General features: G+C 51.3%; 16 protein-coding genes. 3 read left to right on the top strand and 13 right to left on the bottom strand.

Annotated features, from left to right (window positions below; all coding sequences use genetic code 11):
- Positions 1-595: 595 nt before the first annotated feature.
- Genes smc through ccmA form a run of 10 tightly spaced genes read right to left on the bottom strand, consistent with a single transcriptional unit; the run spans position 596 to position 11,297 of the window.
- The gene (smc, locus tag K1Y77_RS03650; RefSeq protein ID WP_264430386.1) at positions 596-4,087 is read right to left on the bottom strand and encodes a chromosome segregation protein SMC; all 3,492 of its coding nucleotides are present in this window, start codon (positions 4,085-4,087) and stop codon (positions 596-598) included.
- A 36-nt stretch (positions 4,088-4,123) separates the two neighbouring features.
- Positions 4,124-5,371, bottom strand: coding sequence for a c-type cytochrome biogenesis protein CcmI (ccmI, locus tag K1Y77_RS03645; protein ID WP_264430384.1), 1,248 nt, complete (start codon positions 5,369-5,371; stop codon positions 4,124-4,126).
- Complete coding sequence (locus tag K1Y77_RS03640) at positions 5,368-5,838, bottom strand: cytochrome c-type biogenesis protein (RefSeq protein ID WP_030069703.1); 471 nt, start codon at positions 5,836-5,838, stop codon at positions 5,368-5,370. Before K1Y77_RS03640 ends, ccmI begins: the two co-directional genes overlap by 4 nt.
- Positions 5,829-6,356 carry a DsbE family thiol:disulfide interchange protein gene (locus tag K1Y77_RS03635; protein WP_030069701.1) on the bottom strand — a complete coding sequence of 176 codons (528 nt, stop codon included), beginning with the start codon at positions 6,354-6,356 and terminating at the stop codon, positions 5,829-5,831. The genes K1Y77_RS03640 and K1Y77_RS03635 overlap by 10 nt, the downstream gene beginning before the upstream one ends.
- Complete coding sequence (locus K1Y77_RS03630) at positions 6,353-8,356, bottom strand: heme lyase CcmF/NrfE family subunit (protein WP_030069699.1); 2,004 nt, start codon at positions 8,354-8,356, stop codon at positions 6,353-6,355. Before K1Y77_RS03630 ends, K1Y77_RS03635 begins: the two co-directional genes overlap by 4 nt.
- A 51-nt stretch (positions 8,357-8,407) precedes the next feature.
- Positions 8,408-8,917 (bottom strand): cytochrome c maturation protein CcmE, encoded by a 510-nt coding sequence (gene ccmE / locus K1Y77_RS03625; protein WP_030069696.1) that lies wholly within the window; start codon positions 8,915-8,917, stop codon positions 8,408-8,410.
- Positions 8,907-9,173: a heme exporter protein CcmD gene (ccmD, locus tag K1Y77_RS03620; protein ID WP_030069694.1), complete on the bottom strand. Its 267-nt coding sequence runs from the start codon at positions 9,171-9,173 to the stop codon at positions 8,907-8,909. The genes ccmE and ccmD overlap by 11 nt, the downstream gene beginning before the upstream one ends.
- On the bottom strand, positions 9,173-9,913 hold the full coding sequence (locus K1Y77_RS03615) for a heme ABC transporter permease (RefSeq protein WP_030069692.1): 741 nt from the start codon (positions 9,911-9,913) through the stop codon (positions 9,173-9,175). The genes ccmD and K1Y77_RS03615 overlap by 1 nt, the downstream gene beginning before the upstream one ends.
- 14 nt (positions 9,914-9,927) lie before the next feature.
- Positions 9,928-10,626: a heme exporter protein CcmB gene (gene ccmB / locus K1Y77_RS03610; RefSeq protein ID WP_030069690.1), complete on the bottom strand. Its 699-nt coding sequence runs from the start codon at positions 10,624-10,626 to the stop codon at positions 9,928-9,930.
- Between the two features lie 50 nt (positions 10,627-10,676).
- Entirely contained in the window at positions 10,677-11,297 is a 621-nt protein-coding gene (ccmA, locus tag K1Y77_RS03605) for a cytochrome c biogenesis heme-transporting ATPase CcmA (protein WP_030069688.1), read from the bottom strand.
- 257 nt (positions 11,298-11,554) lie between these two features.
- Between ccmA and K1Y77_RS03600 the strand changes: the two genes are divergently transcribed.
- The gene (locus K1Y77_RS03600) at positions 11,555-11,953 is read left to right on the top strand and encodes a LexA family protein (RefSeq protein ID WP_030069687.1); all 399 of its coding nucleotides are present in this window, start codon (positions 11,555-11,557) and stop codon (positions 11,951-11,953) included.
- 31 nt (positions 11,954-11,984) lie between these two features.
- A complete protein-coding gene (locus K1Y77_RS03595; protein WP_264430378.1) occupies positions 11,985-12,608 on the top strand; it encodes an IMPACT family protein in 624 nt (207 codons plus the stop codon).
- A gap of 118 nt (positions 12,609-12,726) precedes the next feature.
- Here the strand turns inward: K1Y77_RS03595 and K1Y77_RS03590 are convergent, their stop codons facing one another.
- The 3 genes from K1Y77_RS03590 to K1Y77_RS03580 all read right to left on the bottom strand — a co-directional run bounded on the left by K1Y77_RS03590 (position 12,727) and on the right by K1Y77_RS03580 (position 16,218).
- Positions 12,727-14,049, bottom strand: coding sequence for a sodium ion-translocating decarboxylase subunit beta (locus K1Y77_RS03590; protein WP_030069684.1), 1,323 nt, complete (start codon positions 14,047-14,049; stop codon positions 12,727-12,729).
- A 12-nt stretch (positions 14,050-14,061) separates the two neighbouring features.
- A complete protein-coding gene (oadA, locus tag K1Y77_RS03585) occupies positions 14,062-15,867 on the bottom strand; it encodes a sodium-extruding oxaloacetate decarboxylase subunit alpha (RefSeq protein ID WP_264018762.1) in 1,806 nt (601 codons plus the stop codon).
- 93 nt (positions 15,868-15,960) lie between these two features.
- Positions 15,961-16,218 (bottom strand): OadG family protein, encoded by a 258-nt coding sequence (locus K1Y77_RS03580; protein WP_030069681.1) that lies wholly within the window; start codon positions 16,216-16,218, stop codon positions 15,961-15,963.
- Positions 16,219-16,345: 127 nt separating this feature from the next.
- Here K1Y77_RS03580 and K1Y77_RS03575 point away from each other — a divergent pair, with 127 nt between their 5' ends.
- Positions 16,346-17,344, top strand: a complete 999-nt coding sequence (locus K1Y77_RS03575) for a tRNA dihydrouridine synthase (protein WP_232222327.1) — start codon at positions 16,346-16,348, stop codon at positions 17,342-17,344.
- The last annotated feature ends 111 nt before the right edge of the window (positions 17,345-17,455 follow it).

Genomic DNA, 17,455 nt, shown 5'->3' with positions numbered 1-17,455 from the left:
AATGTTAGCTAACTACTATCAAGCATAGCGCGGTTGCTACAAAAGGGGCCACTTTTTGTGGATTTTCACGCATTCATGCCGTTTGGTTGGCTTCAAGCGTAATTTTGGACTGGATTACCTGTAAAAAGTGCCATTTTAACGCTAATTTGTCCCGATATCTGCATTATCATGCCATCATTTACGTTTCATCATGCCATCATTTACGTTTCGCTGAGGGCTATTCTTCTTATTGCGTGCACTTTTTAACACGTGCTTTCGATGCATACGCCTCCCTTAACCTACGCGTATGAAGGCGACAGATACAGAGCAGGCTATTTTTTTAACTTTCCGCAATAAAACGACACATTTCTGCTGACAGCTCTCTTCATGATGCTTCCTAAAACACGATTTCTAAAGATCGATTTCTAAAAAGCGTGGAACATCATAAAAGCATTTAATAACCAATAGATTATAGCATATTGCTTTTAATTCTTAACAAGCCATGGGTTAAAGGTAATATAAGTTCATATTTTGTAAGAGGAGCGGTTACTACACCCGTTTTCAAGGATAGGTTTCAAAAACAGGAGCAAAAGCAAGCTTCATTCAAGACCTGCGCTTAATCAACTAGTGCTGCAGCCTCATCTATATCCACTGACACAAGCCTCGACACACCAGGCTCCTGCATAGTAACCCCCATTAAGCGCTCGGCTGCTTCCATAGCAATTTTGTTATGGGTGATATAGATAAACTGAACGCTTTCCGACATTTCTTTAACAAGTTTGGCGTAGCGGCCAACGTTAGCATCGTCTAGCGGTGCGTCTACCTCATCCAACATACAAAAAGGTGCAGGGTTGAGCTGAAAAATGGCGAAAACCAACGACAGTGCCGTTAGCGCCTTTTCACCGCCCGACAGCAGGTGGATGGTGCTATTTTTCTTGCCTGGCGGCCTTGCCATAATGGCTACACCGGTTTCCAGCAAATCATCCCCGGTTAGCGTTAACCAGGCTGCTCCCCCGCCAAATACCCGAGGGAAAAGCGTTTGCAAACCGGTATTAACTTGTTCGAAGGTTTCACGGAAGCGCACTCGCGTTTCCTGGTCAATACGCTTAATCGCCCGCTCTAAGGTTTCTAATGCTTCCGTAAGCTCAGCATGCTGCGCTTCCAAATAATTACGCCGCTCCGCCTGTTGGTCGTACTCTTCGATCGCCGCAAGGTTAATGGCGCCTAAACGGCGAATCTTATCTGACGTGTTTTCCAACCGCTCTTGCCAAGCAGTTTCGCTGGCATCGCTAGGCAAGTGCTCGGCCAACACATTAGGATCATGGCCTAGCTCTGCCAATTGCTCATCCTGGGTAGCCGCTTTAAGCGCCAGCGCTTGAACATCCATTCGACGCTGCTGCAACTGCTCACGACTCTGTTCTAAGTTGCGCTCATGCTGCTGGCGAGCCAGCTCGTCGTTGCGCAGCTGCTCAGCTAATGTCTGAGCCTGCTGACGGGTATCATTAAGACGCCGCTCCTGCTGCTCGCGCTGGTGTAGCAACTCTTCTAACTCTTCAGCAGCCAATTCGTCTGGTTCTACTAGCATTTCCCGTGCTTCTTCTAACTCAGCAATACGTAGCGATAGACGTTCTTCACTATCGCTACTGCGATTTTGCTGGGCACGTAGGCTATCCCGTTCAGCCTTTAACCGCTCTCTCTCTAGCGCTAACGACTGTTGCCGCACCTTCATAGGAGCGTGCTGTTGATTTAGCCGGTCGCGCTGCTCTCGCTGGTAGTTGCGATGTTCGGCGCTAGTTTCACGGGCTTCGGCAGCGGCTTCCAACTGCTCCATGGCGGTATGCCAACGGGCACGCTGTTCTTCTAAGGTGAGTGTTAACTCCGCCTCATCCTCTTGTAGCTGGGCGAGCTCATCATCCAGCTCAGTGGCACGACTCTCTAAATGCTCCAAGCGTTGAGCTAGTCGCTGCTCTTTTACCGCCAGCTGTTGAAGCGAAGCCGCGTGGGCTCGCTCTTGCTCGGCCTGCTGTTCGCGGGCTTGCTCTAGCGCTTCAATGGCTTCACTGGCAGCCTCACACTGCTCATCCAGCAACGTTAACGCGTCTTCATCCTGTGTAAGGCGGGCGTCTAATTCATCAAAACGACGGCGTGTAACCAACAATGCATCAACGCCGTCACCATTGGCCTGTTGATGCAGCCAGCCCCGCCCACGCCATACACCTTCTCGGCTGACAACACTCTCTCCGAGCGCTAAATTAGCTAACAGCGCCTCAGCATCTTCGCTCGTTTCTACGAAGTGAATACTTGCTAACCATTCGCTTAATGCACCTGCTCCCGTCACCAGTGAATTCAAGCGCTGTGTTGATGAAATAGGCCGCTCAGTTTGATCAATTAAGCACCAGTCGGTAGCAAGAGCGTTAGGTAGTGCAGTTAATTGATTCTCAGGTACTAAGCGGGCGTTTAGCCATGGCGCAAGCAACCAGGAGATTACTCGCTCCCAGCCAGATGCCACACTGATCGCCTCGCCAAGCCGTGGCGCATCAACTAAGCCGTGCGCCGCTAACGCAACGCTTAGATCAGGGTCGTGATCTGTCAGGGCGGCATCAATTAACGCCTTTAATGACGCGAGTTCGCCTTGATGTTGGCTGAACTCGGCGCGCTGTTGATCACGAGCATGGGTGGCCTGCTGATAAGCGGCTTTGGCATCGCTATAGCGATGCTGCCATTGGTCTCGCTCGGTTTGAAACGCTTTAGCGCGCTGTTCGGATTCTTCCCGCAGGGCTTGGCATTCAGCGTGTTCGTTGCGAAGGTCAGTGATATCTGCTAATTCACCGCGCTGCTGGCGTCGACGCTGATTTTCTGCCTGCATACGCGCTATGCGTTGCTCTAAATCGCGCAACTGGTCTTGGCTACGGTCTGCTTCTCGACTGGCATCACGCCAGTGATTTTCTGCATCAGCCCATTGCTGCTCAGCAGCTTCTAGCGCGGGAGTGGCATCCGCTAGCGTTTGCTCAAGCGCTTCTAACTGCTCTTCAAGGGCTTCATGCTCTGGAAGTAAGTCATCTAAACGGGTCTCTATAGCGACAAGTCGCTCTTGATCCCCTTCACTGATTCTGCGCTGTTCATCAAGGTCGCGCCGCGCCGTTGCTAAATCGCTCGCCAATTGGGCCTCACGACTGCGGCGGTGCGCTTGATCCTGCTCCAGACGGGCAATCCGGGTAGTGGTTTCAAAAAACTGCTGCTGGTGGCGATCAAGAACATCAGCGAGCTCATCGTGCTGCTCGCGCGCTTGCTCTAGACGTGTTTCACACTGTCGTACGCCAAATACGTCTTTCTCAACCGCAATTTCCAGCTCGCGCACTCGGCTTTCTTGGTGAGATTGCTCAGCGCGCAATGTGCGTCCGCGCACTAACGCCAACTCGCCTTTTAGCCGGTACTCTTGCTGTTTTAACTCTTGGTAGCGCTTCGCTGCTTCTGCCTGACGCTTAAGGCGTTCGAGCTGTTTGTCCAATTCTTCACGGATATCATCCAGGCGTTCCAAATTTTCCTGGGTACGGCGCATGCGATTTTCAGTTTCCCTACGGCGCTCTTTGTATTTTGAAATACCCGCAGCTTCTTCCAGGGTGGCACGCAAATCGTCTGGGCGCGCTTCAATTAACCGTGAAATCATCCCCTGGCCGATAATAGCGTAAGAGCGTGGCCCTAAACCGGTGCCCATAAACAGATCAGCGATATCTCGCCGACGACACTTTTGTCCGTTAAAGAAGTAATTGGACTGGCCATCGCGAGTGACTAAGCGTTTTACCGCGATTTCTGCGTACTGGGCGTAAACACCGCCCATGCCACCATCACGGTTATCAAATTTGAGTTCGATTGAGGCTTGGCTGATCGGCTTACGGCCGGTGGAACCATTGAAAATAACATCGGCCATCGACTCACCGCGCAGAGTTTTGGCGGAAGACTCCCCCATTACCCAACGCACCGCGTCGATGATATTGGACTTGCCGCAGCCATTTGGCCCAACGATGGCCGTCATGTTGCCATCGAAGGGCACGGTCACCGGATCAACAAAAGACTTGAACCCAACAAGACGAATAGAGGTTAAGCGCATTGCGACCCTTTATGACGACTGCTTGCGTGGTGATATTTATTCAAAAATGCGATTAACAGTAACCGCTGTTGCATCATTTTCACTAATAGGCCCAACGCTAACGCTCTCTACATCTCCGAAAAGATCACCTGGCTGAGGCGTTGCTTGGCCAGAAGATGATACACGCACTATTAGACGCACTTCGCGCACTTGAGAAATCTGTGCGTCAGGCGACATAGCCGCAGTATCATCCAACACAACCGTCATCGGCAGTTCAGATACTTGACCACGAATAACCGCAAGTGGCGGCAGTTCGCCTTCCGTATCCCGGGCGGTAATAAACACGGTGGCATCATCACTTATATTATCGGCCAGTGCTTCGTCTAACGAAACAGTAACTCGCACGCCTTGGCTTTGGGCAGCGTCAACGGCGGCCGTTTCTGGCGCGATCCCTAAACGCTCTTGAGCAACGCGGATACCTTCACGCAATGAGGAGGCTGTGTCAGGGTCTTCGATATTGGCTACAGCGCGACGCCAGCGGTCTATCGCGGTTTCGTAGTTGCCACTATCAAATGCATGAATACCAAGCAAACCGAGCACTGTGGGCTGGCGTGGATCTTGCGCTAGCGTCTCATCGACTAACGACTGCACCTCCGGAGTCAGTTCCCGTTCTGCCATAAAAAAGCGAAGCTGAGCAAGTTGTGCTAGCAATGGAGGAATGCGCCCTTCAATAGCAATTAATCGCTCTAAGGCATCGGCGGCTTTATCAGCCTGACCGGTTTCACGGTAAAGTGGGAACAGTGAACTCCACACATTAGGGTTATTTGGCTGACGCTCGGCTTCAGCTTCCATACGTTCAAGGTACATGGCCAGTGAGCCTTCAGGGTCGTTTTGCACCTCTTGCTGAATAGCGTAAAGCGTCAAGTCTCCTTCCGCACCCTTTTGTTGATACCAAAACGTGCTCGCACCCACGACGGCCACCATGAACAGGGGAACCACCAATCTGCCAGCTGTTGCCGTTTTCAAGGGGCGCTTAGTGCGGGTAGCGGTGTCTTCTAACAGGCTACGCTCTAGCTCCAAACGATCTTCTTTAAAGCGCTCTTCATCGATATCACCACGTTCGTGGGCTGCTTCTAAGGAAGCCAAACGGCGCTTAAAAATTGCGACGTTTTGCTCATCAGCGGTATCGTTGGCTTCAAAGTGACTGAGCTTGTCGCGCAGCGCACGGGCTTCACGCATGGGCGCTACTAATAACCAAAGAGCAGGAAGAAGTAGTAAGGCAATTGCAATCCACAGCGGTGTCATGAAGACCTCTCGCGGTTAATCAGGGCATCCAGGCGGGCTCGTTCTTCGGCGCTAAGCGCTTTTGCTGAGGCGTTTCGACGAGCGCGAACCATCATCACGACGACAATCGCGCCGAGCAGCACTAATCCTATCGGCAACCCCCACAGCAGATAAGTCCGGTTTTCTAAACGCGGGTTATAGAGAATGTATTCTCCAAACCGCTGCACCATGTGATTAACAATCTCGATATCTGACTGACCATCTTGGAGCAGTTGGTAGACACGTTCACGCATATCACCAGAAATTGGCGCATCAGAGTCATCAATGGCTTGGTTCTCGCACAAAGGACAGCGCATTGAAGCCGTTAAGTCGCGGTAACGCTGCTCCATAACAGGATCGTCAAACTCACGTATCTCTATGCCAGCAGCCATAGCACTGCTAGTCAGTGCCAGCAGTGCAACGGTAAGCATTAAGCGTATTAGCGCCATTTTTCCACCTCGGGCAGAATGCGTTCACGAACATCTTCCGGTGACACGTAACCTTTGTGGTGGTAGCGAATGATACCGTCAGCATCAACCAAGAAGGTTTCAGGCGCGCCGTAAACCCCCAAATCAAAGCCAAGGCTGCCGTCAGGATCAAACACATTAACGTCAAAGGGATCTCCGAACTCGCTCAAGAATTCCAACCCTTTTTCGCGGGTATCCCGATAGTTAATGCCGATCATGCGGATTCCTTGGTCGGCTAGCTCCAGCAGCTGCGGCATTTCCTGTTTACAAGCAGGACACCATTCGCCCCATACATTTACCAAGGTAACGTCACCAGTCAACAGCGTTTGATCGACTTGGCGATTCTCATCGCGCAGTGTCGTTGCCTCAAACGCAGGAAACGGTCTAGCCATTAACGCTGAATCACGGTGCGACGGGTCTTGCCCCAACCCCTGGTAAAGAAAGAGTGCGATTCCCAAAAAGCTAATGGGCAGTAGTAAAAGCAACAGCCGACGCTTCATACCGTAGCTTCCTTTGGTGTTACAGCAGTCTCTGTCGTCGCTGCCTTACGGGCAACGATGCGACGGTAGCGCTTATCAAGTACCGCCAAGATGCCGCCGAAAGCCATCAACAACCCACCTAACCATAACCAACGTACAAATGGTTTATATTGGACACGCATGGCGTAGCTACCGTCGCCTAGGTCTTCTCCCATGGCGACATAAAGGTCACGGAATAGCCCTGGACGCAACGCCACCTGGGTCATTGGCATTCCGGTGGCCAAGTAAAGCCGCTTTTCTGGACGCATGACAAAACTGCGCCCTGACTCACCACGCTGAACTTGTATGATGGAGGTATCAGCCAAGAAGTTAGGGCCTCGGCGACTTGTCAATTCCTTCATGGTGAACTGATAGCCTGCCACCTCAACCGTAGTGCCCGGCGACATACGCACATTGCGCTCGATGTTGTAGTTTGAAACAACTGCCACGCCAACGATGGTGACTGCAATACCCACATGCCCAAGTATCATGCCCCAATACGCTAATGACAGCTTACGCAGCCCAGCCATAAAGGAGCTAGCATGGCGGGTTTTATCGAATAGGTCGCGTACGATAGGTAGAACTATCCAAAGTGCCGAAACAATTCCTAAAGAAACCCAAAGATTCCATTCGCCGCCATATAACAAAGGCATAGCAACGCCCAGTAGCAATGCTGCCGCACCAGACAGCCACAGCTTACGCCACAGCTCATTGGCGTTCATGCTTTTCCAGCGTGCAATGGGACCAAGCCCCATGAACATGCACATAAGTACCGTCAGCGGCACAAAAAGCGCATTAAAGTACGGAGGGCCAACGCTGATTTTGCCTAATCCAAGCGAGTCCAGGATTAGCGGATAGACCGTCCCTAACAGCACGGTAACCGTCATAATGACCAGCAAAATATTATTAACTAACAACAACGAATCACGAGATAACCAATTAAACCCAACTTTATGGCTCACTCGGGGAGCACGCAGCGCAAACACCAGTAGTGACAACGTCACCGTAATTGCCAGCAGCATCAAGATAAAAAAGCCGCGAGAGGGGTCGTTAGCAAACGCATGCACGGAGGTCAGCACGCCAGAGCGCACCAGGAACGTACCCATGAGAGACAGTGAGAATGTCGAAATAGCCAGCAGCACCGTCCAGCTTTTAAACGAGCCGCGTTTTTCAGTGACCGCCAACGAGTGCACCAGCGCCGTTCCCGTTAACCAGGGCAGCAATGAGGCGTTTTCAACTGGATCCCAGAACCACCAGCCGCCCCAGCCAAGCTCGTAATAAGCCCACCAACTACCTAGCGCAATGCCTACAGTAAGAAATGCCCAAGCAACATTGGTCCAGGGGCGTGCCCAGCGGGTCCAGGCAGCGTCTAAACGCCCACCTAGCAGCGCGGCAATCGCAAAGGCAAATACCACCGAGAATCCTACATACCCCATATAGAGCATAGGAGGATGCACCACCAAACCGAAGTCCTGCAGCAGCGGATTAAGATCTGCCCCGTCTTGAGGCATATTCGGTAATAGCCGTTCGAAGGGATTGGAGGTCATTAAGATAAACAGCAGGAAGCCAACGCAAACCATCCCCATGATGCCTTGAACTCGCGCCACCATATCGCGGGGCAAATCGCCAGAAAATATCGACGCAGCATACCCCCAACCAGCCAGCATTAAGCTCCATAGCAACACCGACCCCTCATGGTTACCCCACACGGCACTGAACTTGTAATACCAAGGCAACAGCGAATTTGAATTATTGGCAACATTCGCCACGCTGAAATCATCCAGCATGTAACTAGCGGTTAAACATAAATAAGCAATAGCAACGAAGAAGAACTGCCCTGTTGCCATAGGTTTACCATAAGCCATCCATAACGGGCGGCGAGTGGCTGCACCTGCAAGCGGCATCACCGCCTGAACCACTGCCATTAATAGGGCAATGACTAAAGCAAAGTGGCCAATTTCAGGAATCATTTTGATGAACATAAGCGCTCCGAATTCGCATTGGGCATCAGCGTATTATGCTGGCGTTAGCCATTAATAGTCGCTTGCTTGGGGGGTGCCTTGCTGCTCTAGACGCTTACCCACTTCGGCCGCTTTTGCCTGGAAATCCGCCGGGGAGTAGCCAGCCTCTTCCAGCGCTTGCGCTACTTCGGGGGGCATATAGTTTTCATCATGGCGGGCTAAGACTTTATCGGCGTATAGACGTCCATCTGCCTGGAGTTCACCCACCACGACCACGCCCTGCCCCTCGCGGAAAAGATCAGGCAAAATACCGCTGTAATAAACCTCTAAGTCATCGACGTAATCAGTCACGGTAAACTCGACATCCAGACTTTCCGAATCGCGAGAAACAGACCCTTCTTTCACCATGCCTCCCGCTCGAATCTGACGCTCCATGGGAGCATCACCTTGGGCGATTTGTACTGGGCTAAAAAATAAATTGATATTTGAGCGCAGCGCATAAAGCGTTAGACCCACGGCAATCGCGGTTAATGATACTAACCCTAAAATAACAAACAGCTTTTGTTTACGTTTAGGCGTCATTGTGGACGTCCCCTTGAGCAGAGTTAACTGGTACTTGCGCAGGCTGGGAGTGAGTGTCGGTGTTTCCTTGCTCAGCCTTAAGATGGGCGTTTTCGCGCCGTACACGGCGTTTTACCCCTTTTAAGAGTTGGCTACGCTCTTGGCGCGCATGCCAAACTATCACCAGCATTAACAACGCAGTAATGCCCCAGGCGGACCACACATAAGGCCCGTGGCCGCCCATGGCAAAAAATTCATTGAGTGAGGAAAAAGCCATTATTTCACCTCCTCTACTAACGCTTGCACCCAGCGCTTATTGGTCTCTCTACGCAGTATTTCGTTACGGGTACGCATGAGGGTCAACGCAATAAAAAAGCAATAGAAACCCAGTACCATGATGAGCAAGGGTGCCCACATTTCCATAGGCATTGCTGAGCGTCCGGTAATCGTGAACGTTGCTGGCTGGTGCAGGGTGTACCACCAGTCAACTGAATATTTAATAATCGGAATATTAATCACCCCGACCATTGCCAATACTGAAGCTGCCCGTGAACCGCTATCTCGACTGTTAAAAGCACCGCGAAGTGCGATCACCCCTAAATACAAAAACAGTAAAATTAGCATGGATGTTAAGCGGGCATCCCACATCCACCACGTGCCCCAAGTCGGCACTCCCCACACAGCACCTGAAAAAAGTGACACAAATGTCATCGCTGCCCCCAAGGGCGCCATGACGGTAGCGGCCATATCGGCTACTTTGATTTTCCAGACCATGAACACCAGCCCAGAGATTGCCATTGAGACAAAAATAGACTGGGCTAAGAACGCGGCTGGAACGTGCACATAAATAATCCGAAAGCTATTGCCCTGCTGGTAATCTGCAGGAGCGAATACTAACCCCCAAACGGTTCCCACCACCAACAGGAGCAACGCTGCTGCCCAGAACCAGGGCTGTAGCTTGGCGCTAATCGAGTAGAACCACTTGGGTGATCTCAGTTTATTAATAAAGGCCCACATGGTGTTTTCGTCCTTTAACCGTTGATACTGATGCGTAGCGAGGCGGCAATAGCCCAAGGTGCTAGCATTAACGAAATCGCTAAAAGTGCGCCTAAAATAGCAAGATGGGCCGCTAGACCATCACCTACAATAGCGGCCTGTACAGCACCTGCGCCAAAAATAAGCACCGGAATATAAAGCGGCAGTACCAACAGTGATAGCAGCACGCCGCCCCTAGCCAATCCCACCGTCAGTGCCGCGCCAATCGCACCAATCAAGCTGAGGCTTGCGGTACCCAATGCAAGCGATAGCGCCAAAACCACGTAGCTACCCGCAGGAAGGGCCAACATAATGCCTAAAACTGGTGCCATCAGTGCGAGAGGCAAACCGGTCAGCAACCAATGAACGGCAACTTTTGCAAGACTAAGGGCCGCTAGTGGCTGAGGGGCTAACAGTAGCTGCTCTAAACTGCCGTCGTCGTAATCGCTTCTGAACAGACTATCCAGAGACAGCAGGGCTGCCAGCAGCGCCGCGACCCACAGCAATCCAGGTGCTATTTCTGCCAATAGCTGAGGATCAGGTGAAATACCGATCGGAAACAGCGTAATCACTAACGCAAAGAACACCAACGGATTAAGCACTTCACCACGGCGGCGAAGTAAAAGTGTTAAGTCACGCTTAAAGGTAGCTCTAATAGCCACCATTAGACCGCCGGCTGGTGCATGCATCGTCATATCTGGGATGCCTGTCGTAGCGTGTAAGCTGGACAACACTGTCTCCTTTTTTATCCCAGTTGAATGCGTCTAAGCACGGATGATGCGGTTAACTCATGATGCGTCGTCACTAATACACAGCCTCCCGCCTGGGCGTGGGCAACCAGCTGAGCTTCAAGCGCTGCCACTCCATGGCGATCAATTGCTGTAAAAGGTTCATCTAGCACCCAGAGCGCACGCTTCGTTAGCGTTAATCTTGCCAACGCGACACGCCGTTGTTGTCCGGCAGATAACTGTCCGGCTGGCACATCTTCAAAACCAGCTAACCCAACGTCAGCTAATGCTTTTTCGCGCTGAGTCTCACTGCCATTATCGCCACTAAGCGCCTGGTACCAGGCCAAGTTTTCTAGCGGAGAAAGGCCCGCTTTTACGCCCGGTGCGTGTCCTAAATAGAGTAGATTGGCGAGAAAATGTTCACGCACCTCGCGCATTGAAGCGCCATTCCAATAAATCTCGCCATGGTAGTCGCTTAACTGGCCTGAAAGAATTTTCAATAATGTGGTTTTACCGCTCCCATTCGGGCCTTCGATACGAACAATTTCACCACTTTTAATATCAAGATCTAGCCCCTCAAAAAGCCAGCGATCATCACGCTCACAGGCTAGCTGTCGGGCTTGCAGGCAGAGGCTCAAGGATATCTCCAAGCACAGTAATTTTGGGTCGAACTCTACACGGAAAGACCACTTCTCGCCAGTCAGTCTCTGCGGCCTGGGGTCGCAGCGCATCACCAATAGCGCTTACTTAAAAACAGTAGAGAATGCAGACCACTAGCACTGTATGCAAAAACAGGCGTATACTCTAGCCACTGTATGGAAAAACACCATTCAAACAAACAGCCATCTGCTCAGTTATACGCTTAGGGAGCGGGCGCTGCATTGGAGAGAACAGCATGACGATGTCAATGCCAACACCCTCGAACACAACTCAACCATCGCTGTTTCAAAAAACGGCAAACGCGCCTAGCCAACCTTTTCCCACTCCCCGCACTACACGACGCAATACTTATGCACTTCGCGTGCAGGGCAACAGAATGCATAGCTATAATCTTTTTGATGGTGATATCGTTATTATTCGTTGTCATCAGCAAGGAAGCCACCAAGAAACCGCCATCGCGATAATTAATCAACAAGAAATTGTCTTAAAACAACTTTCTATTAGTCGCCTTGGCGTTCATTTATGGCCTGCAGATACAACTATTCCTGATGTCTTTCTACGTAACGGTGACATTCAAGCGCTAGGGATGGTGATGGGCGTGGAACGTCACACCAACCAATCTCAGCACCACTGATTCTTCGCCGCTATCTCCATAGGAGTAACGTTTGCGTTATCGGATCCCAGATTTAGCAGCCGGAACATGGCATACCGCCGAGATTGAAGTTGAAAAAAGTCGCTTTCTCACTTGGCTATGTCATGCACCCAATACGGCTGATTTTCATGCATTGCTGCAGGAGGCAAGAACTGCTCATCCCAATGCAAGTCATCACTGTACTGCCTTAATTGCCGGCCCTCCTGGCGAACAAACGCATATAGGTTTCTCTGATGATGGCGAGCCTGGTGGTACTGCGGGCAGGCCCATGTTTCAAGCCTTACAGGGTAGCCATATAGGCGAAATAGGCTGCGTCGTTATCCGCTATTTTGGCGGCACTAAATTAGGGACTGGTGGGCTTGCAAGGGCTTACGCACAGTCGGTTAACGCAGGGATTGAAACGTTACCCACACGCGAAGTTGTCGAACGAGATAATTATCAGCTTCGCATTAGTTTTGCTCACGAGGCAGTAGCGCGCGCCTGGTGTGACGAGCAAAAAGTTCCCGTTCAACAAGCAGAGTACGATAGCGTCGGTGTATGCCTCACGATTGGCTGGCCAAGGGATGAGAACCTCAATCTCGCAACGCTTGAAAACCGACTTAAAACTGCTCTCGATATTCAAAAAGTAACGCTGTAATAAAGCCCTTGATATACCCGACAAAAAAACGCGGCTTACGCGAGCAATTGCTCGGTAAGCCGCGTTTTAGTCACTAACCATCACGTAACAATAGCTGCGTAATGCCTGTTAGCGGGTCTTAGCCTAAATATTTAATCATCACACCCGCCGCAACAGCAGAACCGATAACACCTGCCACATTAGGCCCCATGGCGTGCATTAGCAGGAAGTTGTGTGGGTTAGACTCCAACCCAACCTTATTTGCCACTCGCGCAGCCATCGGAACTGCGGAGACACCCGCGGCACCAATCAGCGGGTTAATCGGCATTTTGCTAACTAGGTTCATTAGCTTCGCCATCAACACGCCTGCGGCGGTACCAATACCAAATGCAACAATACCGAGACCTAAGATCCCTAACGTTTCAAACGTTAAAAAGCTTTCGGCCATCAGCTTCGAGCCTACCGACAGCCCTAGGATAATGGTCACAATGTTGATCAGTGCGTTTTGTGCCGTATCCGATAAACGCTCAACCACACCACATTCGCGCATCAAATTACCAAAGCAGAACATCCCTAACAGTGGCGCTGCATCCGGCAAAAAGAGTGCGACCAAGATTAACAGCATCAGCGGGAAAACGATCTTTTCCAGCTTAGATACCGGACGCAGCTGCGTCATGGTGATTTGCCGCTCTTTCTGGGTGGTCAACAGGCGCATAATTGGCGGCTGAATCAGTGGCACAAGAGCCATGTAGGCATAGGCGGCTACGGCAATAGCGCCAAGCAGCTCAGGGGCTAACACACTCGACACGTAAATAGACGTTGGGCCATCTGCACCACCGATGATGCCAATTGCCGCCGCTTGATTCAGCGAGAAGTCCATCACTCCGATCGACGACAGTGCCACCGCACCAAACAATGTGGCAAAAATACCAAACTGAGCAGCTGCCCCCAAAAAGAGCGTACGCGGATTGGCTAATAATGGCCCAAAGTCGGTCATTGCCCCTACGCCCATAAAGATAATCAGCGGGGCAATGCCAGAGGCAATGGCTACGTTATAGAAGCTGTAAAGCATGCCATCGCCATAACCAACATTCATGGCGATATCTTTTGCTGCACGCAACTGATCCGGAGCGGCAGCATCGTGGGCAATTGTTTTCAGCGATTCCCGCCAGGCTTCCACACTGCTCAATGGATCAAGAGTGGCGCCTAACACAGAGGCCATTTGTTGCAGCACTGCTGGCTTAGCCACCTCAATCGCCTGATCGAGCGCTGAAATTGCCAAGCCAGCCTCAGGAATATTGGCAAGAATGCCACCAAACCCAATTGGCACCAGTAGCAGCGGTTCAAACTTCTTATAAATAGCCAAATAGAGCAGACCAAGCCCCACGAAAATCATAACGGCTTGGCCAAACTCAAGGTTATAAAGCCCTGAGCCTTCCCATAAGGTGATTAACTTATCCATTGCCGAATGCCCTTAAAGCTCGATCAGCGAATCACCGACGGCGACACTGTCACCCTCGCTGACGTTAACTTTCGATACGGTACCGGCACTGCTGGCGCGCACTTCGGTTTCCATTTTCATGGCTTCCAAAATAATCACCACATCGCCTTCCGCCACTTGGTCACCAGGACGCACGTTGACTTTGAAGATATTGCCAGCGAGCGGTGCATCGATGCTTTCGCCACTTGCCACAGGCTCTGCTTCTTTAGAGGGCGTAGCGACTTGCTCTTGGACATCGCCTATTTCGCCACCCTCAGACACCTCTACAACGAACGCTTTGCCATTAAGCTTAACGGTGTAGGTTTCCGGCCCACTCGACACTACTGGCGTTTTGCTTTCGGCTTTTGCTGGCACATTAGCGCTTTTCGATTCAGCTGCCTGAGGAACAGGCTCGAAAGCATCAGGGTTGTCACGATTCTTAAGGAATTTCAGACCAATTTGTGGGAACAATGCGTACGTCAATACGTCGTCTATTTCCTGCTCGCCGCTAGCAATACGAATGCTGTCTGCACTGGCCTTCTCCTTAAGCTCAGCAGCTAGTCGATCCATTTCTGGCGACAAGTTATCTGCAGGACGGCAGGTGATCGGCTCGCCGCCTTCAAGCACACGTTTTTGCAGCTCAGCATTAAACGGCGCGGGCGCGGAGCCATACTCACCTTTTAATAGTGCCTGCACTTCTTTGGAGATCGACTTGTAACGCTCGCCCATCATCACATTCATTACCGCTTGGGTACCGACAATCTGTGAAGTTGGCGTTACCAGCGGGATAAATCCAAGGTCTTCACGCACACGGGGAATTTCACTCAATACATCATCAAGCTTATCGCCAGCGCCCTGCTCCTTAAGCTGGCCTTCCATGTTGGTAAGCATGCCGCCTGGCACCTGGGCAATCAGAATGCGAGAGTCGATACCGCGCAGCGAGCCCTCGAATGCTGCGTACTTTTTGCGCACTTCGCGGAAATAGCTGGCGATGTCTTCCAATAATTCCAAGTCAAGCCCGGTATCGCGATCAGTATCTTTAAGCATGGCGACCACAGACTCTGTCGGGCTGTGGCCATATGTCATGGACATAGAAGAGATAGCCGTATCGACGTTATCAATACCTGCTTCTACTGCCTTCAAAATGGTCGACGTGGATAGGCCAGTGGTAGCGTGACAGTGCAAATGCACAGGAATCGACAGTTCTTTTTTCAAACGCGTTACAAGATCATAGGCAACGTACGGCGTTAATAGCCCCGCCATATCCTTGATAGCCAGTGAATCTGCGCCCATTGCAGCAATGGTTTTAGCGAGCTCTACCCAGCTATCCAGGGTATGTACCGGGCTAACCGTATAGGAGATAGTGCCTTGTGCATGTCCACCTACTTGGCGAACCGCTTTAATAGCACGCTCAAGATTGCGCGGGTCATTCATCGCGTCAAACACGCGGAACACATCAACCCCGTTAGTCTTGGCGCGCTCTACAAATTTATCAACCACGTCATCAGCATAGTGGCGATAGCCCAATAAGTTTTGGCCGCGCAACAACATTGCTTGAGGGGTATTCGGCATAGCTTCTTTTAATGCCCGAATACGTTCCCAAGGGTCTTCACCCAAATAGCGAATGCATGAATCAAACGTTGCTCCACCCCAGGTCTCTAATGACCAGTAGCCAACGTTGTCGAGTTTTTCGGCAATCGGCAGCATGTCATCAAGACGCAAACGAGTAGCAAACAGCGATTGGTGGGCATCGCGAAGGACAACATCAGTGATTCCCAGAGGACGTTTGGTTTCATTCATGGTCGTGGCTCACAGTTTTTACGTTATGGATTTGTAGTAAATTTAACAAAATAATAGTTAGCTAAGCGGTAGGATAGCTACAAAAGTTGGGGCTTATTTACGGCGTGAAGAACGATAACGATGCACCGCAGCACTAATCACTGCCATCACTTCATCATTCTGACCATTCTGTGCAGAAGATTTTACGCTACCTCTACCGCTTGGTGCCGCAACAGGAGCAGGCTGAAAACGGCCAATCAGTTTTGACATCAGCGTAACGCTAATTACCAAAACCGTAAGAAAAACAAAAACAAACCCCATCCCTAACCCCATAAGAGCTAGCCCTTCTTGGAGCAATTCTGACTCTTGCATACCGCATTCCCCTTGTTTCAAATGCTTATCGGCACACCAATGGCCTCTAAAGGCGCTTGGCGCAGTGAGGCTAATACACTAACCTGCCACATCCAAGATAGATTGCAATCGCGCCATAGTGGAAGTCATGGTTGTTAATTTACTACATAAAGGCAAGATAGGCCTAGCGCCTATGGAAGGCGTCATCGACGCCCTAACGCGTGATCTGCTGACTCAACAGTCAGGTTTTGATTGGGCAGTGACTGAATTTGTCCGGGTGGTTGATGCACGCCTCCCTCCCCGCGTGTTTTATAAACACTGCCCAGAACTGACAGCAGACCGCGTCGCAACACCTAGCGGCGTTCCCGTGCATTTACAGCTTTTAGGGTCTGACCCCGCAGCGCTTGCCAGCAATGCGCAGCAAGCGCTATCGCTGGGAGCCATTAGCGTTGACTTAAACTTTGGCTGCCCTGCCAAATTGGTCAACCGCCATGATGGTGGTGCCTCACTGCTACGCCGGCCAGAGCGCGTCTATGCCGCCGTTAAGGCAGTGGCCGAAGCACTAGACGGCGCCATCCCAGTCACGGCTAAAATTCGCCTTGGCTTTTCTGATCGACGCTTAGCAGTGGCCTGTGCCCAAGCGACAGAAGCTGGCGGTGCTGCGCAGCTAGTTGTGCATGGCCGTACGCGTGACGAAGGCTATCGTCCACCCGCGCACTGGGAGTGGATTGGCAACGTTCGCCGCCATGTATCGATTCCTGTCGTTGCAAATGGCGATATCTGGACGCTGGAAGACTACTGGAAGGCTCGTACATTATCTGGCTGCCAAGACGTCATGCTTGGCCGTAGCGCGCTTTCAGACCCATGGCTTGCTGCTCGGATACGCCACTGGCAACGCACCGGTGAGCGCCTACCCGACACTACCTGGGCCATGCGCGCCAGCGTACTAAGGCAATACGCCAACTTACAGCGGCAGCACTTACCAGAGCGCGTGGTGGTTTCATTAGTCAAACAATGGCTGGCACAAATGCGCCAAGGCAATACTGAAGCTAATCAGCACTTTCAACGCTTAAAGCGTCTTACGGAACTTGATACGCTACTCAATAGCCTAGTTCTCGACACACCTCTCTGCTGCGAGCCCGCATAAATCCTGCACTGCGCGCCCAGCGCATAAAAAAAAGCGCCCTACCGCTGCTTGTGTGCGGGGGGGCGCTTTAAACGATCACAAGACCCAAGCACGAGCCACTAAGGTCAGGCT

This window comes from Halomonas qaidamensis (assembly GCF_025917315.1).
Lineage (GTDB): Bacteria > Pseudomonadota > Gammaproteobacteria > Pseudomonadales > Halomonadaceae > Vreelandella > Vreelandella qaidamensis.
The sequence above is the reverse complement of the archived record's forward strand: the minus strand, read 5'-3'. Positions and strand labels throughout refer to the sequence as shown.